Source organism: Klebsiella sp. BIGb0399, assembly GCF_003752615.1.
Classification (GTDB): Bacteria; Pseudomonadota; Gammaproteobacteria; order Enterobacterales; family Enterobacteriaceae; genus Klebsiella; species Klebsiella lignicola.
This window is the reverse complement of record NZ_RKHT01000011.1, coordinates 55,097-78,178: the sequence shown is the minus strand read 5'-3', so window position 1 is coordinate 78,178 and position 23,082 is coordinate 55,097. Positions and strand designations below refer to the sequence as shown.

Here is a 23,082-nt window from a genome sequence, read left to right as displayed (position 1 = left end):
TGTCTTATGCTAACGAAATACGATGCAGAAAAAATCCTCGCTCGTGTAGATAACCTTCCACTTTATCTTCACGCCTATGCATACCATTTTAATATGCGCCTTGAACGGATATTGCCTGGTGACTTATTAGATATTGCGCATGAGAATCATCTGCGAGGCGTGAAAATTCATGTTCTCGATGGTGAAACGCGTTCTCTCGGTAATATGAATGATACCGAACTTGCCGTATTTGCGGAAAAAGCAAAACAATTACAGCTTGATGTGCATATAGAAACCAGCGCCTCGGATCAACAGGCTATCGACCATGCTACCCGTATCGCATTAAAAACCGGCGCGACCTCTGTTCGCTTTTATCCTCGTTATGAAGGTCATTTGCAGGACGTTCTGCCAAAAATTAATCTTGATATTCAGTATATTAAGGAACGTTATCAGGACAGCGGTCTGACGTTTACGCTCGAACAACATGAAGATTTGAAAAGTCACGAGCTGGTGGCGCTGGTTGAACAAAGCGAGATGCCTTCTCTTTCTCTGCTGTTTGATTTTGCCAATATGATTAACGCCAACGAGCATCCGCTGACTGCCCTCGAGACGATGTCACCATTTATTACTCAGGTGCATATTAAAGATGCCTTAATTATCAATGAGGATAATGGCCTCGGACATCAGGCCTGTAGCTCCGGGCAAGGGGATATGCCGTTCAAAGATCTGCTGACCCGGCTGATTTGTCTGGGTGATGAGCAGCCTCAGGTGATGGCTTATGGCCTGGAAGAAGAGGTGGACTACTATGCCCCGGCATTCCGCTTTGCTGATGAAGGCGACAACCCGTGGATCCCATGGCGCGAAATGAGTGAAACCCCTTTACCTGACGCCGCTCTGCTGGAAGCGCGCTTAGTGAAAGAGAAAGCGGATGCTATTCGGCAGTTAGATTTTGTCCGAACCACCCTCCAGCAAATAAAAAGTGAGGCCAGCCACCTTCTTAGCTAATTATTTCAGTATCTGATTTTAATTTTTTCACTATGCCACTCTCCAGTGTGGCCAGGGTTCTATACCCGTCATACTTTAAGTTGCATGAGCGTTGGCTGTCCTCGCTCACCCCAGTCACTTACTTATGTAAGCTCCTGGGGATTCACTGCGTCGCCGCATGCATGCAACTCGAATTATTTAGGGTATTTTTCTTTTAAAACTAAATGATTTTAAAATCATTAGGGGATCATATGCTCACAAAAAAGAAATGGGCACTTTTTAGCTTATTAACCCTTTGTGGCGGGACGATTTATAAACTGCCCTCGCTAAAAGATGCGTTCTATATACCGATGCAGGAATATTTCCATTTGACCAATGGTCAAATCGGGAATGCCATGTCCGTGAACTCTTTTGTCACTACTGTTGGTTTCTTTCTTTCCATTTATTTTGCCGATAAGTTACCGCGTAAGTACACCATGTCTTTTTCGCTTATTGCCACCGGCCTGTTAGGTATCTACCTGACAACCATGCCGGGGTACTGGGGCATACTTTTTGTCTGGGCGCTGTTTGGTGTCACCTGCGACATGATGAACTGGCCGGTGCTATTAAAATCCGTCAGCCGCCTGGGGAATAGTGAACAGCAGGGGCGGTTATTTGGCTTCTTTGAAACCGGGCGCGGCATTGTCGATACCATCGTCGCGTTTTCTGCGCTGGCGGTTTTTGCCTGGTTCGGCAGCGGCCTGTTAGGCTTTAAAGCGGGGATCTGGTTTTATTCCATCATCGTCATCAGCGTCGGGGTGATTATCTTCTTCGTGCTGAATCAGGATGACGACGAAGTCAAAGTCGCAGCCGTTGACAGTGAGCCGTCAGATAAGAAAAACACCAGCATCTCTTCCGTACTGAAAGACAAAACCATCTGGCTGATTGCCTTTAACGTCTTTTTTGTTTACGCCGTCTACTGCGGGCTGACATTCTTTATTCCGTTCCTGAAAAACATCTACCTTCTGCCGGTGGCGCTGGTCGGGGCTTACGGCATTATTAACCAGTATTGCCTGAAGATGATCGGTGGCCCGGTTGGTGGGATGATCTCCGATAAGATACTGAAGTCGCCAAGTAAATACCTGTGCTACACCTTCTTTATCAGCACGGCTGCGCTGGTGGTCTTGATTCTGCTTCCTCATGAAAGCATGCCGGTTTATCTGGGTATGGCCTGCACCTTAGGTTTTGGGGCCATCGTCTTTACCCAGCGTGCGGTCTTCTTTGCGCCAATTGGTGAAGCTAAGATCGCGGAAAGCCAGACCGGTGCCGCCATGGCGTTGGGCAGTTTTATCGGTTATGCCCCTGCCATGTTCTGCTTTAGCCTGTACGGCTATATCCTCGACCTCAACCCAGGGATCCTGGGGTATAAAATTGTCTTCGGTATCATGGCCTGTTTCGCCTTCTGCGGCGCCGTAGTCTCGGTGTTACTGGTGAAACGCATTAGCCAAAGAAAACGTGCGTTAGAGGCGGCAGAGGCATAACGCCCGGCCCGTCAACACTCCCTGACGTCATCAGGTCGCGAGACTCTGCGGCCTGATGGCTCTCCTGATATTCCCCCCATAGTCAAACCTCTCCTTTCCCGCTACAGTTAAACATCCAGGGTGCGGAAGGAGACAAAAATGCTCTATATCTTTGATTTAGGTAATGTGATTGTCGACATCGATTTCAACCGGGTGCTTGGGACATGGAGTGATTTGAGCCGCATACCGCTTGCGACGCTCAAGCAACATTTCACCATGGGCGAGGCGTTTCACCAGCACGAGCGTGGCGAAATCAGCGATGAGGCCTTTGCCGAAGCGATGTGCCATGAAATGAATATGCCGCTGAGCTACGAACAATTCTCCCACGGTTGGCAGGCCGTATTTGTCGCGCTGCGCCCGGAGGTCATCGCGATTATGCACAAGCTACGCGAGCAGGGACACCGCGTCGTCGTGCTATCGAATACCAACCGCCTGCATACCACTTTCTGGCCAGATGAATATCCGCAGGTGCGCGCCGCGGCCGACCGTATTTATCTTTCCCAGGAGATGGGGATGCGCAAACCCGAGGCGCGGATCTACCAAAGCGTTCTGCAATCAGAGGGTTTTTCTGCGCAAGATGCGGTCTTTTTTGATGATAACGCCGATAATATAGCGGGGGCTGACCAGTTGGGGATAACCAGTATTTTGGTGACCGGAAAGGAGACTATCCCCGCTTACTTTGCGAAATAACTATGTTCAAAATCGTTCATCAAAAAGCAAAGCATCGTACCCGGCCCTTTGTGGCCTGGATAAAGCTGCTCTGGCGGCGTATTGATGAAGACAATATGACGACACTGGCGGGAAACCTCGCCTATGTGTCGTTACTCTCTCTGGTGCCGCTGATTGCCGTCGTCTTCGCGTTGTTCTCGGCATTTCCCATGTTTTCCGAGGTGAGCGGACAGATTCGCCACTTTATCTTTGCCAACTTCATCCCGGCGACGGGGGATGTCATCCAGGGCTATATCGAGCAGTTTGTCGCAAACTCCAGCCGGATGACGGCGGTCGGGGCTTTCGGGCTGATTGTCACCTCGTTGCTGCTGATGTACTCGATCGATAGCGCGCTGAATACTATCTGGCGCAGCGCCCGTACCCGGCCAAAGATTTACTCTTTTGCGGTTTACTGGATGATCCTGACCCTGGGGCCGCTGCTGGCAGGGGCGAGCCTGGCGATCAGCTCTTATCTGCTGTCGCTACGCTGGGCGAGCGACCTGAACAGCGTGATTGATGCTGTGCTACGGATCTTCCCGTTGATTTTATCCTGGGCGGCATTCTGGCTGCTTTACAGCATTGTCCCGACGACCCGGGTTCGCACCCGCGATGCGCTGGTGGGATCGCTGGTGGCGGCGCTCTTGTTTGAGGCGGGTAAAAAAGCCTTCGCCCTGTATATCACGGCGTTTCCGTCGTACCAGCTGATTTATGGCGTGATAGCGGTGGTGCCGATTTTGTTTGTCTGGGTGTACTGGACGTGGTGTATCGTCTTGCTTGGGGCAGAAATTACTGTCACTCTCGAGGAATACCGCAAACTTAAAAAAGAAGAAACAGAATAACGATGATTGCATTAATTCAGCGCGTGACCCGTGCAAGCGTAACCGTGGAGGGTGAAGTGACGGGTGAAATCGGCCCGGGGCTTCTGGTGTTATTGGGCGTCGAGAAAGACGATGATGAGCAGAAAGCGAATCGCCTGTGCGAGCGCGTGCTGGGCTATCGTATTTTCAGCGATGCTGACGGGAAAATGAACCTCAACGTTCAGCAGTCCGGCGGCAGCGTACTGGTGGTGTCGCAGTTCACGCTGGCGGCAGATACCGAGCGCGGCATGCGTCCTGGCTTTTCAAGAGGTGCCGCCCCTGACAGAGCGGAAGCGTTGTATGACTATTTTGTCGCACGCTGCCGTCAGCAGGAGATGAACACACAGACCGGGAGATTCGCTGCGGATATGCAGGTCTCTTTGGTTAATGATGGTCCTGTGACCTTCTGGTTGCAGGTATGAGCCAGCTTCCAGGCCGGTTGCGGGTAACAAAAGAGAGTACAGCTATGTATCACCTTCGTGTACCGCAAACAGAAGAAGAACTCGAGAGCTACTATCAGTTCCGCTGGGAGATGCTGCGCAAGCCGTTGCATCAGCCCAAAGGGTCGGAACGCGACGCCTGGGATGCGATGGCGCATCACCAGATGGTGGTGGATGAAGAAGGACGTCTGGTTGCCGTCGGACGGCTGTATATCAACGCGGAGAACGAAGCCTCTATTCGCTTTATGGCCGTACACCCGTCGGTGCAGGATAAAGGGCTGGGGACGCTGATGGCGATGACCCTCGAGTCCGTAGCCCGTCAGGAAGGGGTCAAGCGCGTAACCTGTAGCGCGCGTGAAGACGCCATGGACTTCTTTGCCAAGCTCGGTTTTGTCAACGAGGGCGAGATCACCACGCCAACCACCACGCCGATTCGCCACTTCCTGATGATTAAGCCGATCGCCTCGCTGGATGACATTCTGCACCGCGGCGACTGGTGCGGGCAGCTGCAGCAGGCCTGGTATCAGCATATCCCGCTCAGCGAAAAAATGGGCGTGCGCATTCAGCAGTACACCGGGAAAAAGTTTATTACCACCATGCCCGAAGCTGGCAACCAGAATCCGCACCATACCCTGTTTGCCGGCAGCCTGTTTTCCCTGGCGACCTTAACCGGCTGGGGGCTTATCTGGTTAATGTTGCGTGAGCGCCACCTGGGCGGCACGATTATTCTCGCCGACGCGCATATTCGCTATAGCCAGCCGATCAGCGGCCGCCCGAGCGCCGTGGCTGACCTGGGCTCGTTAAGCGGCGATCTCGATCGTCTGGCCCGCGGGCGCAAAGCGCGCGTTCAGCTGCAGGTTGAGCTATTTGGCGGCGAGAGCCTGGGCGCGATTTTTGAAGGCATTTACATTGTTCTGCCCGCGAAGCCCTTTGGCTCGTATGAAGAGGGCGGGAACGAAGAAGAGTAATTCCCACCGTACCCATCACATTGACTGGCCAGGCGAACGGATTCGCCAGGCGATATCCCCAATAGCACCGCGCGCTGCCCGGCTTATCCCCGCAAGCTGAAAGAAACCGTGAATCACCCCGAGGTAGCGCTGGCAGGTGCAGGTAACCTGCTGCTCGCTCAGACGCTGATACAGCGTTTCGCCTTCATCACGCAGCGGGTCATATTCGGCGGTCACAATATGCACCGGCGGCAGGCCGCAGAAGTCGTCGCGCCACAGCGGGCTGGCCTCCGGGTGCGTTAACGGTGTGGAAGCCAGATACATTTCGTAGCCGCTCAGCAGCGTATCTCCGGTGATGATGTAATCGCTGCCGTTGCTGATGTAGCTGGGTGAACTGGCGCTGGCATCCAGCATCGGGTAAATCAGAATAAGCTGTGCCGGTTGCCAGCCTTGTGCGGCTTTCAGCCGTAGCGCGGTCACCAGCGCCAGATGGCCGCCAGCGCTGTCACCGGCAAGGGTGATTTGCGCGGTATCGACCCCAAGCTGCCCGGCATGACGCTGGATAATCTGTGCGCCCTGGTATGCATCATCGTGTGCGGCGGGAAACCTGTGTTCGGGCGCCAGTCGGTATGCCACGGCGATGACCCGACAGCCGCTGGCATACGCCAGCTGCCGGAGCTGCTTATCATGGGTGGCGAAACCGCCGCTGATAAAGCAGCCGCCGTGATAGTAGATAACGGTAGGTAGCGTGCCGACGGCATTGTGCGGCGAGACCACGCGAAAGGTCATGCCTTCCAACGTGATATCTTCTACCTGCACGCGGGTTTCCGTCTCGCCGGCCAGTACCGTACTGGCGATATAGCCGTTTCTCCGGTCATCAATATGTTGCTCTCGCGAAGCGGGGCGACCTGCGTCGATAAAGGCCTGAACCTGCTCGGCAATACCTTTTTCCAGCGCCATTTTTTATTCCTTTAAACTGTATGGGTATACAGTGTTATAGCCTGGTTTGCGGCAAAAGAAAATGGTGTTTCTGGTGGCGGGAAGATTATGGAAAACGGCTCGCAAAAGCGAAACTCAAGCCTGACGCGGGGAAAAGAGATGTGGTCAAATGGGTGAGTCGGGCAGCGTGTGCCGCCCGACGTGAGAGCTGATTTACTCCCCTTCACCCGGGAACATGAACGGGTTGATTGAGCTTCTGGCAAAGCCTTCTTGCTCCATGCGGGCGTCCAGCACCAGCGATGCGAGATCGTCGGCGACGGGTTCGACGTTCGGATCTTTTTCCTGATAGAGAATCTTCAGGTAGGTTCCGCAGTCGCCGCAGCTCTCGGCTTTAATGGCCGCCTGTTCATTATCGAGAGACCAGTAGTGTAAATCCCGACTCTGTTCGCAGTTGCTGCACTTGATGCGTACTACGTGCCACTCGGTTTCGCACAGATTGCAGTGCAGATAGCGTAACCCTTGGGTGGTACCAATCTGCACCATGCTGGATACGGGCATGGAGCCGCATACCGGGCAGAACTGGCGCTGCTCACCGTATTCGGCGCGCGCTTTGCCAGGGATCAGGCTGGCCATCTGCGCCCAGTAAAGCGACAGCGCGGCCCAGATAAACGGAGCTTTATCGCTGCTGACAGAAGCAAAGTCTGAGGCAAACAGAGCGCTCGCCATCAGTTCCAGCTCCTGCTCAGATGCTTTCTCCAGGTTTTCGATGACCGCCAGCGCCGGGCCGCTCATCTCTGGTTTCAGCTCGGCAATCAGCGAATGCAGCAGCTTGTGCCAGTGCTTATCGCGCGGCAGCACGTGAATATCCAGCGGCGGTTTGCCCTGCTCGTTTGCCTCTTTGAGGCGGGCGGTCAGGTCCATCTGAAAAGGATGGTCGTAGAGCACCACTTCCTGGGCGTGAGCAATCAGCGCAGCAAAACGCAGGTAATCACCCAGCGGATTGTTCTTCGCCAGTTCGCGCAGACGTTCAGCGCGGCGGTTATAAAGATTTTTCAGTCTGGGGAACAGTAACGGCGGAATGTACTCCGCCGTATGTTTCTCGCTCGAACCCAGCTCATCTTGCGGGATTATGCGAATACTCATTCAGTCTTGTTTTCCTGTTTCTGGCGAACTTCCCGGTACCAGCGTGGGTGATGTTTCTTCGCCCACGTTTTGGTAACCCAGCCTTCCACCATCGCGGTTATGGTGCCTTTCACCCACAGGGCGGCGTAGATATGCACCATGATAACCACAATTAATGCAACTGCGGCAAATGAATGCAGCATGAGCGCCAATCGGATTACCGGAATTGAGAACGCAGGTGCAAAGTAAGGGCGCCAGATGATCACACCGCTTATCAGCAACAGTACCAGGAAAATAATCGCCGCCCAGAATACGCATTTCTGGCCGAAGTTATAGCGCCCGGTGTCACCTACTTCCTCGTTGACGACGATCTTACGAATATTCTTCGCCCAAAAGATATCATCCCGATTGATTAGATTATGGTGCCAGTAGCGGAAAAACATGATGATGAATGAAGCAAACATAATCACGCCGACAAACGGGTGCAGGATACGCGCCAGCTGCGGTGTGCCCATGATCTGCATCAGCCAGTTGAAGGACGGGAAAAAGAACCCCAGTCCGCTTATCGCCGCCAGCATGAAGCAGAAGGCGGTGACCCAGTGGTTGATACGTTCCGGCGCCGTGTAGCGCACGATGGTGTCACGTCTTTTCATTTGCGCACCTCGTCATTCTCTTCATGCAGATTGTCTTCTTCCTCGTCTGCGCGGTTCGGACCGACACCCACATAGTGGAAAATACTGGCTGCAAAGGTCGCGGCAAAACCGACCGCCGCGAGCGGTTTCCAGATGCCTTTCCAGAACTTCACGGTGGCGCTGATTTCCGGGTTTTCCGGCAGGCCGTGATAGAGATTCGGCTTGTCGGCATGGTGCAGTACATACATTACGTGCGTCCCGCCAACGCCGGCAGGATCGTACAGGCCGGCATTGTCATAACCACGGGTTTTCAGCTCGGCAACGCGTTCGCCTGCCAGCACTTTCATATCCTCTTTGGAGCCAAAGTGGATAGCGCCCGTCGGACAGGTTTTCACGCAGGCCGGTTCCTGGCCTACGGTGACGCGGTCTACGCACAGCGTACATTTGTAGACGCGGTTATCTTCCGGGTTGAGACGCGGCACATCGAACGGACAGCCGGCGATGCAGTAGCCGCAGCCGATGCACTGCTCAGACTGGAAGTCGACGATGCCGTTGGCATACTGAATGATAGCCCCTTCTGCCGGGCACGCCTTCAGGCAGCCCGGATCGGCGCAGTGCATGCAGCCATCCTTACGGATGAGCCACTCCAGCTTGTCGTTTTGCTCCACTTCCGAGAAGCGCATCACCGTCCAGGATTTGGCGGTCAGATCGGCGGGGTTGTCGTACACCCCGACGTTATGACCCACTTCGTCACGGAGATCGTTCCACTCGGAACAGGCCACCTGACAGGCTTTACAGCCGATGCAGGTGGTGACGTCGATAAGCTTCGCCACCTCTTCCTGATGGTCCCGCGCACGAGGCGCGGGGGTGAAGCCGTTAGTCGCGGAGCGACGGATAATGTCCTGAGATTGATAAGCCATAGGTCGTCTCCGTTACACCTTTTCCACGTTAACGAGGAACGCTTTGAACTCCGGCGTCTGCGTATTCGCATCTCCGACGAACGGCGTCAGGGTGTTTGCGATAAACCCTTTCTTCGCCACGCCTTCGTAGCCCCAGTGAATCGGAATACCGATGGTATCGATATCTTTACCGTCGGCTTTCAGCGTGCGAATACGCTTGGTCACCACCGCCTTAGCTTTGATATAGCCGCGGTTGGAGGAGACCTTAACGGTATCGCCGTGGGCGATGCCGAGTTTATTCGCCAGCTTCTCGCCGATTTCGACAAACTGTTCCGGCTGTGCGATAGCGTTAAGCAGCGCATGCTTGGTCCAGTAGTGGAAGTGCTCGGTCAGACGGTAAGTGGTGCCGACGTACGGGAATTTCTCCGCTTTGCCCATCTGCTCAAGGTCGCCTTTAAAGACGCGAGCGGCCGGGTTGGAGACCACGTTCGGGTGCAGCGGGTTCGTACCCAGCGGCGTTTCAAACGGCTCGTAGTGTTCCGGGAACGGCCCCTCCGCCATCTTATCGATAGCGAACAAACGTCCCATCCCTTCAGGCTGCATGATAAACGGCCCGACATCGCTGCCAGGTGCGGCGGCGCTGTAGTCTGGGATGTCCATTCCGCTCCACTTGGCGCCATCCCATTTCAGGATCTGACGCTTCGGATCCCACGGGTTGCCCTGCGGGTCCGCAGAGGCGCGGTTGTACAGGATGCGGCGGTTGAGCGGCCATGCCCATGCCCAGCCCAGGGTATTACCCAGGCCTGATGGGTCGGCGTTATCACGGCGCGCCATCTGGTTGCCATCCGGCGTCCAGCTTCCGGCGAATATCCAGCAGCCGCTGGAGGTGGTGCCGTCATCGCGCAGCTGGGCGAACGAGCTCAGCTGCTGGCCTTTTTTGACGATAACCGCCCCGGTCGCCGGATCGGTAATGTCCGCCAGCGCTTTGCCGTTGCTTTCCATCGCCACTTCTTCGGACGCGGGTTCATGCGGCGTGGAATAGTTCCACGTCATGTTCAGCACCGGCTCAGGCGTTGGGCCGCCTTCCTCGGCATACATCTTACGCAGGCGTAAGAAGATACCGGCGAGGATCTCACCGTCAGTGACCGCAATCCCGGGGGCATCGGCGCCTTTCCAGTGCCACTGCAGCCAGCGGCCGGAGTTAACGATCGAACCGTTTTCTTCGGCGAAGCAGGTGGAAGGCAGACGGAATACCTCGGTCTGGATTTTCGACGGATCAACATCGTTCGACTCACCGTGGTTTTGCCAGAAGGTGGACGTTTCGGTGTTGAGCGGGTCGATGGTCACCAGGAACTTCAGTTTCGACAGCGAAGCGACAACTTTGTTTTTGTTCGGGAACGAGGCCACCGGGTTAAAGCCCTGGCAGATATAGCCGTTGACCTTGCCCTGGTTCATCATCTCGAAGTACTGCAGTACGTCGTAGCCTTTATCCCACTTCGGCAACCAGTCGAAGCCCCAGCTGTTTTCTGCCGTGGCTTTATCACCAAAGAAAGCCTTCATCATTGAGACGAAGAATTTCGGGTAGTTGCCCCAGTAGTTCACCTGGCCTTGCAGCAGCGGTTTCGGCGTGTTGGCGGCGAGGTAGGTTTGCAGGTCGGCCTGTTTTTCGCTTGGCAGGGTCATATACCCCGGCAGGCTTTGCGACAGCAATCCTAAGTCGGTGAGACCCTGGATATTGGAGTGACCACGCAGGGCGTTAACGCCGCCGCCTGCCATCCCCATATTGCCAAGCAGCAACTGGATCATCGCCATGGTACGAATGTTCTGCGCGCCGACAGAGTGCTGGGTCCAGCCGAGGGCATACAGGAACGATGCGGTTTTATCGTGAGCGCTGGTTTCCGCAATGTACTCGCAGACTTTGAGGAAGTCCGCTTTCGGCGTCCCGCAGATATTTTCGACCACGTCCGGCGTATAGCGGGAAACGTGCTGTTTTAGCAGGTTCCACACGCAGCGCGGATGCTGTAGCGTCGTATCGCGTTTAGCAAAGCCGTTTTCGTCCAGCTCGTAGTTCCAGGACGTTTTATCGTACTTGCGGGTTTCTGCGTCGTAGCCGCTAAACAGACCGTCTTCAAAGCCGTAATCCTCACGCACAATCAGGCTGGCGTTGGTATAGGCTTCGGTATATTCACGGTTAATTTTTTCGTTGTTTAGCAGGTACAGGATCACGCCTGACAGGAAAGTGATGTCAGTACCGGAACGAATCGGGGTATAGAAGTCGGCTACCGACGCGGTACGCGTAAAGCGTGGGTCGATAACAATCAGCTTCGCACCGTTGCGAATTTTGGCTTCCATCGCCCAGCGGAACCCTACCGGGTGCGCTTCAGCGGCGTTACCACCCATTACCACAATCAGGTTGGCGTTTTTAATATCCACCCAGTGGTTGGTCATCGCACCGCGACCAAATGTTGGAGCAAGACTTGCTACCGTTGGTCCGTGTCAGACGCGTGCCTGGTTGTCGACCGCGAGCATACCCAGCGCGCGGGAGAATTTTTGGGTTAAATAACCGGTTTCGTTACTGGAGGCGGAGGCGCACAGCATACCGGTGGTCAACCAGCGGTTGACGGTCGTGCCAGCGTCGTTTTTCGCCATGAAGTTGGCATCGCGGTCTTCTTTCATCAGCTTAGCGATGCGATCGAACGCCTCGTCCCAGCTGATTTGCTGCCATTTGTCGGAACCTGGCGCGCGATATTCCGGGAATTTCAGGCGACTTTCAGAGTGGATAAAGTCGACCAGACCCGCCCCTTTAGGGCAGAGCGCACCACGGTTGACCGGATGGTCAGGGTCACCTTCGATATGAAAGATGGATGCTTTGGCGTTTTTCGCACCGTCGCCGAGGCTATACATCAACAGCCCACAACCGACAGAACAGTACGTACAGGTGTTACGGGTTTCACGGGTACGCAGCAGTTTATATTGCCGGGTTTCCGCGAGCGCAATAGCTGGAGCAAAGCCCAGCGTTGCTGCCGTTGTGCCTGCCATACCGCCAGCGCAGATCTTAAAGAACTGCCTTCTGCTGACCTGCATGGTTCACTCCTTGTATCGACATTGTCACATGTAGTTATTTACTTTGCGGTCAGGGCCGCAAAGGTTCAGAATTGGGGGTGATCCCCCTTTCACTTGAAGGGGTATAGAGAGAATACCACATTGTGTGTATGCCTGTTCCAATACGGTTAAGACAAAGTGAACAAGAACCCTCACGAACAAATTGAAAATGTGACAGATGTCATAACTTATCGCCGGGTCACGCTCTGGAAACGCGAGGATTTGCAACATCCTCAGCCGGACGAGTTAGCTGAAGAAGTCCCGATCGCGCTGGTCTATAACGGCATCTCCCACGTCGTGATGATGGCAACGCCAAAGGATCTGACGCATTTCGCCGTTGGTTTCTCTCTCTCTGAAGGGATTATAGAAGACCGGCGTGACATTTATGGGATGGATGTCGTGCAGGCCTGCAACGGGCTGGAAGTGCAAATCGAGCTGTCCAGTCGTCGCTTTATGGGGCTGAAAGCGCGTCGTCGGGCGCTTGCCGGGCGTACCGGCTGCGGCGTGTGCGGCGTGGAACAACTCAACGATATTGGCAAACCGGTGCAGCCGCTGCCGTTTACCCAGACCTTCGATCTGGCGAATCTCGACCGCGCGCTGGCGCATCTGAACGATTTCCAGCCGATCGGCCGTCTGACCGGCTGCACGCATGCGGCTGCCTGGGTGAGTCCTACTGGCGAGCTGGCGGGAGGCCACGAAGATGTTGGCCGGCACGTGGCGCTGGATAAGCTGCTCGGGCATCGGGTTGATGTAGAAGGTGCCTGGCGTGACGGGGCGGCGTTAGTCTCCAGCCGGGCCAGCTACGAGATGGTGCAGAAAGCCGCGATGTGCGGGGTGGAAATTCTGTTTGCGGTCTCCGCTGCGACGGCGCTGGCGGTTGAGGTCGCAGAGCGCTGCAACCTGACGCTGGTCGGCTTCTGCAAGCCGGGCAGGGCCACGGTATACACCCATCCACAGCGATTGATCGCCGGTTAAAAATAAGTCAATTTTTTTGAATGATGAGAACAAATCCTTCCGCTTTTTGTTTGGCGATGTGAGAGCTACTATTTATCACATCAAGGCACGGCGCCTTATCCAAACAACTAATTTAAAGGGTTTACATCATGAACAGCATCAAAACTTTTGCAGCAGTTATCGCTATGACCGTCTCTTTTGGTTCTTTTGCCGCTGAAACCGTAACGGCGACCGCCATGACAATGGACGGTGCAGAAGCAAAAATCGCCGCACAGGCTCAGGCTGCCGGGGCATCGTCTTACAAAATTACCGAAGCCTTTACCGGTAACCGCGTGCATATGACGGCGGAACTGAACAAATAAGCCAAAAGCTATTGTCGAAAGAGCGCCTGCGGGCGCTTTTTTAGTTTATACCGGCCATTCGTAACAGCGCGGTCACCACCGCCGCAGCAATAATCACCACGATCAATGGCATCTTGCGCCAGGCGAGAAATACCGCGAAGCCCACGCCCAAGACCCGCGCCGCTCCGGCAAAATGTTCACCTTCATAAAACGTCGTCGCCAGCGCCACGGAAAAGAGCAGCACCGTCGCCGCATCGGAAAGCAGGGCCTGAGATCGTTCGGAAAAGGCCAGGCGGTTGCCCAGTTTCGCCCCACCTAAACGCATTAAATAGGTTCCCAGCGACAGAATCGCGATACCGGCGATAAACAGCGTCATGTTACCCATTATTTTTTCCTCGCCAGCAGGCCAAACAGAGAGAGCAGCACCGGCAAACCCACCGGGGCAAAAGGCACGGCAGCTAAAGAGACCAGCGCTCCGCTGCAGGCCCGGATCAGGGTGGTGCGATTTTTAAATGCCGGCACTACCAGCGCCAGCAAAATGGCCGGGAATACCGCATCCAGACCGATGGTTTCCGGGGATGGCAGCAGTTTGCCGACTCCGGCGCCAAGCAGGGCGCCCAGCGGCCAGATAATCGCCACGCCCAGACCACACAGCCAGTAGGCCGCCCGGCGCTGTTCCGGCGTCTTTTGTGACAGGCCGAATACCACGCTTTCATCGTTCATGATGTGACAGCCGAGGAAGCTGGCGGCGCGTTTGCCGACCAGGTCGCGCACCGTGACGCCAAAAGGAATATGGCGGGCGTTAACCAATAACCCGGCGGCAGCGGCGGCTAGTGGATTACCGCCGCTGGCGACGATGCCGATGAACATAAACTCTGAGGCTCCCGCCAGTACGGAGACGGAGAGCACAAAAGGCACCCAAATGGGGAAGCCGTAGGCGATGGCCAGTGAGCCATAGGACATGCCCACGATACCGACCGCCAGGCAGACTAAAATAATCGCTTTAATAGTGTCGCCTTTCAGGCTGGCAAAATGCTGTTTCATACTCTTTAGCCATATCGAACGAATTTCCATTATAATGAACGCAACACATATTCATTTCAAGTCGAACGAAACGTTCGATATAAAAAACAGTGGGGCGCTATATGACGCAGCCAATAAGCCTGATTGCCAAAAGTCTGGTGCGTGAACGTGCGCGTACCGGGCTGTCTCTCGCCGAAGTCGCGCGACGGGCCGGGATCGCTAAATCAACGCTATCGCAGCTGGAGTCGGCCAACGGCAACCCGAGTCTGGAAACCCTGTGGGCGCTCTGCGTGGCGCTCGATATCCCCTTTGCGCGTCTGCTGGAACCGCAGGTCAACACCACCCAGGTGATCCGCCGCGGTGAGGGGACAAAAGTGATCGCGGAACAGGCAAACTATCAGGCGATCCTGCTGGCCGCCTGCCCGCCGGGCGCGCGTCGCGACATCTATCTTTTGCTGACGCAACCGGGAGCCGATCGTATTTCACATCCGCATCCTGCAGGTTCGGTGGAGCATATTATTATCACCCAGGGTCGGGCGCGGGTTGGGCTGACCGAGGCGCCGGAAGAGCTTGGCGAAGGGGATTACATCTGCTATCCGGCCGATCGCGAGCATGTTTTCCAGGCGCTGGAGCCGGATACCCAGGCGCTGCTGGTGGCGGAACAAAACTAGCGGCATATCCGGGGTAAGAGCGGCGATGCTGTTGCTGGACGCCATCCCCGTATTGCGGGACACTAACCGCCTTCCCCGCGTCGACAAGGATATGTATGTCTCTGAAAGCCATTGCTAAAGAACTTGGGATCTCGGTCACTACCGTCAGCCGTGCGTTAAACGGTTATGATGACGTGTCGCAGGAGACGCGTACCCGGGTTCAAGCCGAAGCAAAACGCCGTGGTTATCAGCCGAATACCTTCGCGCGGCGGCTTAAAATGGGCAAAATCGACGCCGTCGGCCTGGTGTTCCCCATGAGCCCGGCGCCGCTGAACAACACCGTGTTTCACGACATGGTCGGGGAAATCAGCCACGAGCTGGCGCGCTATGAGATCGATCTGCTGCTGATTGCCGACGACGAGCAGGCCGACCAGCACGGCTATATGCGCATGGCGCAAAGCCGGCGGATTGATGCGCTGATCGTGGCGCATACCCTTGACGACGACCCACGGCTGACGCAGCTGCTGGCCTCTGGTTTTCCTTTTCTGGCCCTCGGACGCAGCCGCCTGCCGCAGCCCTATGCCTGGTTTGATTTCGACAACCATGCCGGGACCTATCGCGCCGCCCGTCATTTAATAAACCAGGGCCATCAGCGCATCGCTTTTCTCGGCGAAAACAACAACCAGGCGTTTATCTCACAGCGGCGAAACGGCTATCTGGATGCGCTCCGGGAGGCCGGTCTGTCCGATAGCTGGCAGCGCCGCGTGCCGCCAACCCGACGCGGCGGTTACCAGGCCACGCTGGAGCTGCTCCGCCTGCCGGAGCCGCCAACGGCGATTATCACTGACTGCAATACCCACGGTGATGGTGCTGCCATGGCGCTCTATCAGCAGGGGCGCCTGACCGGTGACAACCGCGTGTCGCTGGTGGTGTACGACGGTTTACCGCAGGACAGCATCATTGAAATCCCGGTCGGGGCGGTGATCCAGTCCACTCGCCAGGGCGTCGGTCGCCAGATTGCCAGCATGGTGCGTCGGCTCATCGCAGGTGACGATCTCGCCTCACTGCAGGTGCTCTGGCAGCCAGAATTTATCCCCGGCGAAACCAGCTGATTTACAGCTCTCCACACTAATTTCCTGAGGTCTATCACGGATCCGAAACGTTTTGGTTGTTACCCGAAACGTTTCGGATCAACAGTAAGACATACCTTGTTGTGGAGATGTCTGATGTCTGATTCGATTTTACGCCTACAAAGTTCAACGGCGGATGTGATCATTAAAACGCACCCGTTTGCCGAAATTGTCTACTGGGGGCCGCATTTACGTTACTTTTCGCCGCAGGATGCTGACAGTATTGCGCGTCCTGTTGCCAACGGTCGTCTGGACGTTGATTCACCGCTGACGTTAATGGCCGAGCTGGGCCACGGTTTGTTTGGCGCACCGGGCATTGAAGGCCACCGCCAGGGGCTCGACGCCTCGCCGATTTTCACGACCACTGAAGTGATCCCGGACGGACAGGCGCTCACCGTGATCGCTGAAGACGCTCAGGCCGGTCTGCGCCTGTGCAGCGAAATTCAGCTCGACGACAGCGGAGTACTGAGCGTGCGTCACGGTTTAACCAACCTGCACCCGCAGCCCTGGCAGGTGGATCGTCTGGCTGTCACGCTGCCGGTCGCCGAACGCGCCCGGGAAGTACTGGCCTTTCATGGCCGCTGGACTCGCGAATTTCAGCCCCACCGTTTGACGCTTGAGCACGACAGCATCGTGCTGGAAAACCGCCGGGGCCGAACGTCGCATGAGCATTTTCCGGCGCTGATTACCGGCAGCCAGGCCTTCAGCGAAATGCAGGGCGAAGTGTGGGGCGTGCATCTGGGCTGGAGCGGCAACCATCGTCTGCGGGCTGAAGCGAAAACGGATGGCCGTCGCTATCTGCAGGCCGAAGCGCTCTATCTGCCGGGCGAAATGGTGCTGGAGGAGGGGGAAACGCTCTGGACTCCGAGCCTCTATGCCAGCTATTCCTCGCAGGGGCTGAACGGCATGAGCCAGCAGTTCCACCGCTATCTGCGCGAACAGATCATTCGCTTCCCTGACAACAAACCGCGCCCGGTGCATCTCAACACCTGGGAAGGGATCTACTTTGACCACGACCCGCAATACATCATGCGCATGGCGGATGAAGCGGCGGATCTGGGCGTCGAGCGCTTTATCATCGATGACGGCTGGTTTAAGGGGCGTAACGATGACTGGGCGGCGCTGGGCGACTGGTATCTCGATGAGAAAAAGTACCCCAACGGCCTGACCCCGGTTATCGATCACGTGAAGTCGCTGGGCATGGAGTTCGGCATCTGGGTCGAGCCGGAAATGATCAACCCAAACTCTGATTTGTACCGCGCACACCCGGACTGGGTGCTGGCGCTGCCAGGCTATACGCCGCTTCCCGGGCGTCATCAGCTGGTGCTGAACCTGAATATCCCCGAAGCCTTTGACTATCTCCTTGAGCGCATGAGCTGGCTGCTGGGCGAGCACGCCGTGGACTATGTGAAGTGGGATATGAACCGCGAGCTGGTGCAGCCGGGCCATAACGGCAAAGCCGCCGCCGATGCGCAAACCCGCCAGTTCTATCGCCTGCTGGATACGCTGGTCGCCCGCTTCCCGCAGATTGAATTCGAGTCCTGCTCTTCTGGCGGCGGGCGTATCGATTATGAAGTGCTTAAGCGCAGCCACCGTTTCTGGCCTTCAGACAATAACGATGCGCTGGAACGCAACACCATCCAGCGTGGGATGAGCTATTTCTTCCCGCCGGAAGTGATGGGGTCGCATGTCGGCAATCGCCACTGCCACGCCACCTTCCGCCAGCATGATATTGCCTTCCGTGGCCTGACGGCGCTGTTTGGCCATATGGGGCTGGAGCTGGATCCTGTGGGCGTCGATGAGCGCGAACGCGCGGGCTATCGCAAATATGTGGCACTGCATAAGCAGTGGCGCGACTTACTGCACCACGGCGTGCAGTGGCGGATAGATATGCCGGATGCGACCACGCTCGCCCACGGCGTGGTTAGCGAAGATAAGCACCAGGCGATTTTCCTCGTGAGCCAGCTGGCGATGCCGGATTACACCCTGATGGCGCCGCTGCGGGTGGCGGGCCTGCAAGCCGACGCGCGCTACCGGGTGATGCTGCTGGACCATCCGAATATTCAGATAACAGGAGAGGGCGGCCATACCATGCGTAAGCTGCCGGAATGGATGACGACGCCGCTGACGGTAAGCGGTGAGTGGTTACAACAAGCGGGACTGGCGCTGCCCATTCTCGACCCGGAAAGCGCCATTTTAATTGGCCTGCAACGCGTGTGATGGTGACGGGCCGAGCATCGGCCCTTTTTGAGGAATACACAATGAACCCGACCGTCTGTACCCATAAAAATAACCCTAACTTCTGGATTTTCGGACTGTTCTTTTTTCTCTACTTCTTCATTATGGCCACCTGCTTTCCGTTTCTGCCGATCTGGCTGTCGGATGTCATTGGCCTGAATAAAACCGAGACCGGCATCGTCTTCTCCAGCCTGTCGCTGTTCGCTATCTGTTTTCAGCCGATCCTCGGGGTTATTTCCGACAAGCTGGGGCTGAAGAAGCATCTGATGTGGATCGTCACGGTGTTGCTGGTCCTGATTGCCCCCTTCTTCCTGTATGTCTTTGCACCGCTGCTGAAAAGCAATATCTGGCTCGGTGCGTTGAGTGGCGGGGCCTATATCGGCTTTGTTTTCTCTGCCGGCGCCGGGGCGATGGAGGCCTATATTGAACGGGTAAGCCGCAATAGCGGGTTTGAGTACGGTAAGGCACGTACCTTTGGTTGCCTGGGCTGGGCGCTGTGTGCGACTACGGCCGGGATGTTGTTTAGCGTGAACCCCGAATGGGTGTTCTGGATGGGGTCGATCGCCGCGCTGCTGCTGTTGATGCTGGTGGCGATTGCCAGACCGCAGGCCAGCTCGTCCGCGCAGGTGCTGGATTCCTTAGGCGCCAACCGTCCCGCGGTGGATCTCAAAACCGCCATCAGCATGTTCCGCCAGCGCAAGATGTGGATGTTTATTCTGTATGTCGTGGGCGTGGCCTGCGTGTATGACGTCTTCGATCAGCAGTTTGCGACCTTCTTTAAATCTTACTTTGCCACCCCGGAAGCCGGCACGCGCGCCTTTGGTTTTGCGACCACTGCCGGAGAAATTTGCAACGCCATCATTATGTTTAGCTCGCCGTGGATCATTAACCGCATCGGCGCGAAGAATACCCTGCTGATTGCCGGGATGGTGATGGCGGTGAGGATGATCGGTTCGTCGTTCGCCACGACGGCGGCAGAGGTGGTGGTTCTGAAAATGCTGCACGCGCTGGAAGTCCCGTTCCTGCTGGTGGGGGCATTCAAATATATTACTGGGGTGTTCGATACCCGGTTGTCGGCGACTATCTATCTGGTGGGCTTTCAGTTTGCCAAACAGGTGGCGGCGATTTTCCTCTCGGCATTTGCCGGCAATATGTATGACCGGATTGGTTTCCAGGACACCTACCTGATCCTCGGGAGCATTGCGCTGGTCGTCACCATTATCTCCGCCTTCACCTTGTCAGGAAAAACGGCCGTCGACAGCGTCGGCAATAAGACGATGGCGGTGTAGGCCGGGACCAGACCTATAATCATATTGAAATCATTAATGTATTAAGACGCCAGATGCAGAACCGGAAATATTCCGGCTCTGCTGGTCTGGCTCTCTTATTTAGATTATTCATGGTGTGGTTATTAATTATTTTTATGGTTTATTTGTGAACCGTTTTTTATTAAGGGTTACGGTATTCCTGTGTTATCTCGCTCACGATAATGAAGAATTGTTTTTAATGGCTGAAAAGGAGTTGTTACTATTCGATTACCTGCGGTAAAGCGTCCCGGAACTGCCGGGCGTTAATAAGTAAAAAACAATAAAGCATGGCATATATAAAAATATTCACGTGGTGGATTTTAATTAATCCAGTCATTGAAATTTTATCTCTGGGAAACATAACGATGAATAAGACAATATTAGCGGTAGCCGTTGGTTTATTATTAACGGCAAATACCGGTATGGCAAAAACGCAGTCACAAACGCTGGAACAACGCCTGCAACAGCTCGAATCGCGGCTTGCTGCGGCGGAGAGTCGCGCCACGCAAGCCGAAAATCAGATCCAGCAGTTGAAGATTGAACAGGCACAAGAGATCCAGCAGCTTAAAACCACACCCAGCACGATGGCGGTAAAAAGCCAGACCCCGGATGTTGAAACGCAGAAAAACACCAGCGTACCTGCCCTGACCCTCAGCGGCTACGGTGATTTAAAAATCTATGGTGATGTTGAATTCAACATGGATGCCGAAAGCAAACGCGGCTTGCTGGCGATGACTAACGCCGATGTCAGTAGCGACCCGACCTCCGATCGCTGGGACCTCAATGGCCGCATCCTGCTGGGGTTTGACGGCATGCGCAAAATGGACAACGGCTATTTTGCCGGCTTCTCGGTTCAGCCGCTGGCGGATATGACCGGTTCGATGAACCTCGATGACGCCGTGTTCTTTTTTGGTCAGGAGGATGACTGGAAGGTGAAGGTCGGTCGCTTTGAAGCCTACGACATGTTCCCGCTTAATCAGGACACCTTTGTTGAGCACTCCGGCAATACCGCAAATGACCTCTACAGCGACGGTCACGGTTATATCTATATGATGAAAGAGGGTCGCGGCCGTTCCGATGCCGGCGGTAACTTCCTGCTGAGCAAGCAGATCGACAACTGGTATTTTGAGCTCAATACGCTGCTGGAAGATGGCACGTCGCTGTATGACAACGGCGGCTACCACGGTCGCAATATGGAGCAGAAAAAGAACGTCGCCTATTTGCGTCCGGTGATTTCATGGGCGAAAGACGATTTTTCTGTCGCTGCGGCGATGGAGTCGAACGTGGTAAACAATGCCTATGGTTATCAGAATGCCCAAGGGAATTTTGTCGATCAGTCTGACCGTACCGGATATGGCCTGACCATGACCTGGAATGGCCTGAATAGCGATCCGGATAACGGCGTGGTGGTGAATCTGAATACCGCGTATATGGACGCCAGTAATGAAAAAGATTTTACCGCCGGGGTGAATGCGCTATGGCAGCGCTTTGAGCTGGGATATGTCTACGCACATAATAAAATTAACGATTATGCCGGGGTAATTTGCGATAACGACTGCTGGATTAAAGATGAAGGCACTTATAATATTCATACCTTCCACGCCTCGTATCAAATCCCGAACGTGATGAATATGCAGAACTTTAATATTTATCTCGGGGCTTATTACTCTCTGCTCGATAGCAACGATAAGCTGAGCCAGAGCGATGACGACGATCGTTACGGCGCCCGCGTGCGCTTTAAATACTTCTTCTGATTACCTGTCAGCATTGCCCCGCGAATATCGCGGGGCAACTCGCCACTTATTCCAGATAAAATACCGGTTTCAGCGCGGCGCTCACCGGGCTGCTATCGGCGTTGGTCGGCATAATATCGGCCATATGCTGCCACCAGCGCTGACAGACTTCGGTGCGGGCAATATCATCCCAACGGGCTTCCGATTCCACCTCTACCGTGGCGAACAGCAGGTGGCGCGCGGGATCGAGATAGATAGCGTAGTGGTGCGCGCCATGGGCTTTCAGCACCGCCTCCAGCTCTGGCCAGATTGGCGTATGGCGGCGCTGGTACTCTTCATGCGCGTCGGGATTGACCTGCATGACGAAGGCTTTGCGGATCATAAGGCCTCCAGATAGAGCTCGCGAACCTCGTCGCGGCTGGCGCTGCGCGGGTTGCATGGTGCGCAGGGGTCGGCCAGCGCTTTATCCAGCCAGCCTTCAATATCGGCTTTGCTGACGCCAAGCTGGCTGAAGCCTTGCGGGATCCCAACGCGTTTGCTCAGGGCGCGAATGGCGTCGATGGCCTCCATGCTGGCGGCTTCATCGCTCATGCCGCGAGTATCGACCCCCATGGCCTGCGCCACGCGGGCAAAGCGGGAGACGGCATGCGGGCGGTTAAAGTTTTCGATCACCGGCAACAGAATAGCGTTGCACACGCCATGCGGCAGGTTATGGGTGGCGCCGGGCTGATGGGCCAGCGCGTGGACCAGGCCAAGACCAGCGCTGTTAAACGCCATTCCCGCCAGATACTGACCAAAGGCCATCTGCTCACGGGCCTCAAGGTGATGCCCATCGTCTACGGCTTGCGGCAGCCACAGGTTGATCAGGCGAATCGCCTCCAGGGCGTTCGCGTCGGTCAACGGGTGCGCGCCGACGCTAACAAACGCTTCGATGGCGTGAGTCAGGGCATCCATGCCGGTGGCGGCGGTGACGGAGGCCGGGAGATCCAGCATGACGCTGGCGTCATCGACTGCAATATCGGGGATGATATTGGGGTCGATAATCACCTCCTTGACCTGGCGTTCGCTATCGATAATCACCGCGTTGCTGGTCATTTCCGCTGCTGTACCGGCGGTGGTGTTGATGGCCACCAGCGGCACGCCGGCATTTTGTACTTTGCCCACGCCGGCATAGGCGGTCGACGGGGCCGGGTTCGCGGTCAGAATTTTCACCGCTTTGGCAGTATCGATCGGGCTACCGCCGCCAAAGGCGATGAGGTAGTCGCAGCCTGCCGCCAGATAGGTGGCATAGCCTTGTTGCACCAGCGCCTCGGTAGGGTTGGGAAACACTTCATCAAACAGATGATAAGCCAACTGGTGTTTATCGAGGGCGGCAAACAGGCTGTCCAGCAGGCCCAGCTTTACCAACTGACCATCGGTGACAATCAGCGCTTTTCCCCACGGTTTTTTCGCCACCAGTTCCACCATATCGCCGATGGCCCCTGCGCCGTGCAGGCTAATTTTGGGTAATGCCAACATAAAGCTCATGATTATTCTCC

22 protein-coding genes are annotated in these 23,082 nt (G+C 55.5%); 13 read left to right on the top strand and 9 right to left on the bottom strand.

Features of this window, described 5'->3' with window-relative positions; all coding sequences use genetic code 11:
- Positions 1 to 6: 6 nt before the first annotated feature.
- The 6 genes from EDF82_RS24405 (at position 7) to fabY (ending at position 5,495) form a co-directional block, all read left to right on the top strand.
- On the top strand, positions 7 to 984 hold the full coding sequence (locus EDF82_RS24405; protein WP_123758052.1) for a sugar phosphate isomerase/epimerase: 978 nt from the start codon (positions 7 to 9) through the stop codon (positions 982 to 984).
- A gap of 230 nt (positions 985 to 1,214) precedes the next feature.
- Entirely contained in the window at positions 1,215 to 2,483 is a 1,269-nt protein-coding gene (locus EDF82_RS24400) for an MFS transporter (RefSeq protein WP_123758051.1), read from the top strand.
- A gap of 138 nt (positions 2,484 to 2,621) precedes the next feature.
- Positions 2,622 to 3,212 carry a glucose-1-phosphatase gene (gene yihX, locus EDF82_RS24395; protein WP_123758050.1) on the top strand — a complete coding sequence of 197 codons (591 nt, stop codon included), beginning with the start codon at positions 2,622 to 2,624 and terminating at the stop codon, positions 3,210 to 3,212.
- 2 nt (positions 3,213 to 3,214) lie between these two features.
- Positions 3,215 to 4,069 (top strand): virulence factor BrkB family protein, encoded by an 855-nt coding sequence (locus tag EDF82_RS24390; RefSeq protein ID WP_123758049.1) that lies wholly within the window; start codon positions 3,215 to 3,217, stop codon positions 4,067 to 4,069.
- Between the two features lie 2 nt (positions 4,070 to 4,071).
- Positions 4,072 to 4,509: a D-aminoacyl-tRNA deacylase gene (dtd, locus tag EDF82_RS24385; protein ID WP_123758048.1), complete on the top strand. Its 438-nt coding sequence runs from the start codon at positions 4,072 to 4,074 to the stop codon at positions 4,507 to 4,509.
- A 44-nt stretch (positions 4,510 to 4,553) separates the two neighbouring features.
- Complete coding sequence (gene fabY / locus EDF82_RS24380) at positions 4,554 to 5,495, top strand: fatty acid biosynthesis protein FabY (protein ID WP_154145201.1); 942 nt, start codon at positions 4,554 to 4,556, stop codon at positions 5,493 to 5,495.
- Between the two features lie 15 nt (positions 5,496 to 5,510).
- Here fabY and EDF82_RS24375 read toward each other — a convergent pair whose 3' ends face one another.
- From EDF82_RS24375 to fdnG, 5 genes are all read right to left on the bottom strand, one after another.
- The gene (locus tag EDF82_RS24375) at positions 5,511 to 6,434 is read right to left on the bottom strand and encodes an alpha/beta hydrolase (RefSeq protein WP_123758046.1); all 924 of its coding nucleotides are present in this window, start codon (positions 6,432 to 6,434) and stop codon (positions 5,511 to 5,513) included.
- Positions 6,435 to 6,626: 192 nt separating this feature from the next.
- The gene (gene fdhE / locus EDF82_RS24370) at positions 6,627 to 7,556 is read right to left on the bottom strand and encodes a formate dehydrogenase accessory protein FdhE (protein ID WP_123758045.1); all 930 of its coding nucleotides are present in this window, start codon (positions 7,554 to 7,556) and stop codon (positions 6,627 to 6,629) included.
- Positions 7,553 to 8,188, bottom strand: coding sequence for a formate dehydrogenase cytochrome b556 subunit (gene fdoI, locus EDF82_RS24365; RefSeq protein ID WP_123758044.1), 636 nt, complete (start codon positions 8,186 to 8,188; stop codon positions 7,553 to 7,555). Before fdoI ends, fdhE begins: the two co-directional genes overlap by 4 nt.
- The gene (fdxH, locus tag EDF82_RS24360; RefSeq protein WP_123758043.1) at positions 8,185 to 9,087 is read right to left on the bottom strand and encodes a formate dehydrogenase subunit beta; all 903 of its coding nucleotides are present in this window, start codon (positions 9,085 to 9,087) and stop codon (positions 8,185 to 8,187) included. The genes fdoI and fdxH overlap by 4 nt, the downstream gene beginning before the upstream one ends.
- Positions 9,088 to 9,099: 12 nt before the next feature.
- Positions 9,100 to 12,150 carry a formate dehydrogenase-N subunit alpha gene (fdnG, locus tag EDF82_RS24355; RefSeq protein ID WP_148060406.1) on the bottom strand — a complete coding sequence of 1,017 codons (3,051 nt, stop codon included), beginning with the start codon at positions 12,148 to 12,150 and terminating at the stop codon, positions 9,100 to 9,102.
- Positions 12,151 to 12,306: 156 nt separating this feature from the next.
- On the opposite strand from fdnG, the gene fdhD reads away from it, so the two are divergent.
- Together fdhD and EDF82_RS24340 are read left to right on the top strand one after the other, a co-directional pair.
- The gene (gene fdhD / locus EDF82_RS24345; protein ID WP_123758040.1) at positions 12,307 to 13,143 is read left to right on the top strand and encodes a formate dehydrogenase accessory sulfurtransferase FdhD; all 837 of its coding nucleotides are present in this window, start codon (positions 12,307 to 12,309) and stop codon (positions 13,141 to 13,143) included.
- Positions 13,144 to 13,271: 128 nt separating this feature from the next.
- Complete coding sequence (locus EDF82_RS24340; protein ID WP_123758039.1) at positions 13,272 to 13,484, top strand: YdgH/BhsA/McbA-like domain containing protein; 213 nt, start codon at positions 13,272 to 13,274, stop codon at positions 13,482 to 13,484.
- Between the two features lie 40 nt (positions 13,485 to 13,524).
- Here the strand turns inward: EDF82_RS24340 and EDF82_RS24335 are convergent, their stop codons facing one another.
- The gene (locus tag EDF82_RS24335; RefSeq protein ID WP_123758038.1) at positions 13,525 to 13,848 is read right to left on the bottom strand and encodes an AzlD domain-containing protein; all 324 of its coding nucleotides are present in this window, start codon (positions 13,846 to 13,848) and stop codon (positions 13,525 to 13,527) included.
- Entirely contained in the window at positions 13,848 to 14,507 is a 660-nt protein-coding gene (locus EDF82_RS24330; RefSeq protein ID WP_123758037.1) for an AzlC family ABC transporter permease, read from the bottom strand. The genes EDF82_RS24335 and EDF82_RS24330 overlap by 1 nt, the downstream gene beginning before the upstream one ends.
- A gap of 101 nt (positions 14,508 to 14,608) precedes the next feature.
- Between EDF82_RS24330 and EDF82_RS24325 the strand changes: the two genes are divergently transcribed.
- The 5 genes from EDF82_RS24325 to EDF82_RS24305 all read left to right on the top strand — a co-directional run bounded on the left by EDF82_RS24325 (position 14,609) and on the right by EDF82_RS24305 (position 21,565).
- Positions 14,609 to 15,157, top strand: coding sequence for a helix-turn-helix domain-containing protein (locus EDF82_RS24325; protein ID WP_123758036.1), 549 nt, complete (start codon positions 14,609 to 14,611; stop codon positions 15,155 to 15,157).
- A 95-nt stretch (positions 15,158 to 15,252) separates the two neighbouring features.
- On the top strand, positions 15,253 to 16,248 hold the full coding sequence (locus EDF82_RS24320) for a substrate-binding domain-containing protein (protein ID WP_123758035.1): 996 nt from the start codon (positions 15,253 to 15,255) through the stop codon (positions 16,246 to 16,248).
- Between the two features lie 114 nt (positions 16,249 to 16,362).
- Positions 16,363 to 18,486: an alpha-galactosidase gene (locus EDF82_RS24315; protein WP_123758034.1), complete on the top strand. Its 2,124-nt coding sequence runs from the start codon at positions 16,363 to 16,365 to the stop codon at positions 18,484 to 18,486.
- 41 nt (positions 18,487 to 18,527) lie between these two features.
- A complete protein-coding gene (locus EDF82_RS24310) occupies positions 18,528 to 19,793 on the top strand; it encodes an MFS transporter (RefSeq protein WP_123758033.1) in 1,266 nt (421 codons plus the stop codon).
- Between the two features lie 383 nt (positions 19,794 to 20,176).
- The gene (locus EDF82_RS24305) at positions 20,177 to 21,565 is read left to right on the top strand and encodes a carbohydrate porin (RefSeq protein WP_123758032.1); all 1,389 of its coding nucleotides are present in this window, start codon (positions 20,177 to 20,179) and stop codon (positions 21,563 to 21,565) included.
- Positions 21,566 to 21,611: 46 nt separating this feature from the next.
- On the opposite strand, the gene rhaM is transcribed toward EDF82_RS24305, so the two are convergent.
- Together rhaM and fucO are read right to left on the bottom strand one after the other, a co-directional pair.
- Positions 21,612 to 21,926, bottom strand: a complete 315-nt coding sequence (rhaM, locus tag EDF82_RS24300) for an L-rhamnose mutarotase (protein ID WP_123758031.1) — start codon at positions 21,924 to 21,926, stop codon at positions 21,612 to 21,614.
- Entirely contained in the window at positions 21,923 to 23,071 is a 1,149-nt protein-coding gene (gene fucO / locus EDF82_RS24295) for a lactaldehyde reductase (protein WP_123758030.1), read from the bottom strand. Before fucO ends, rhaM begins: the two co-directional genes overlap by 4 nt.
- Positions 23,072 to 23,082 lie beyond the last annotated feature (11 nt).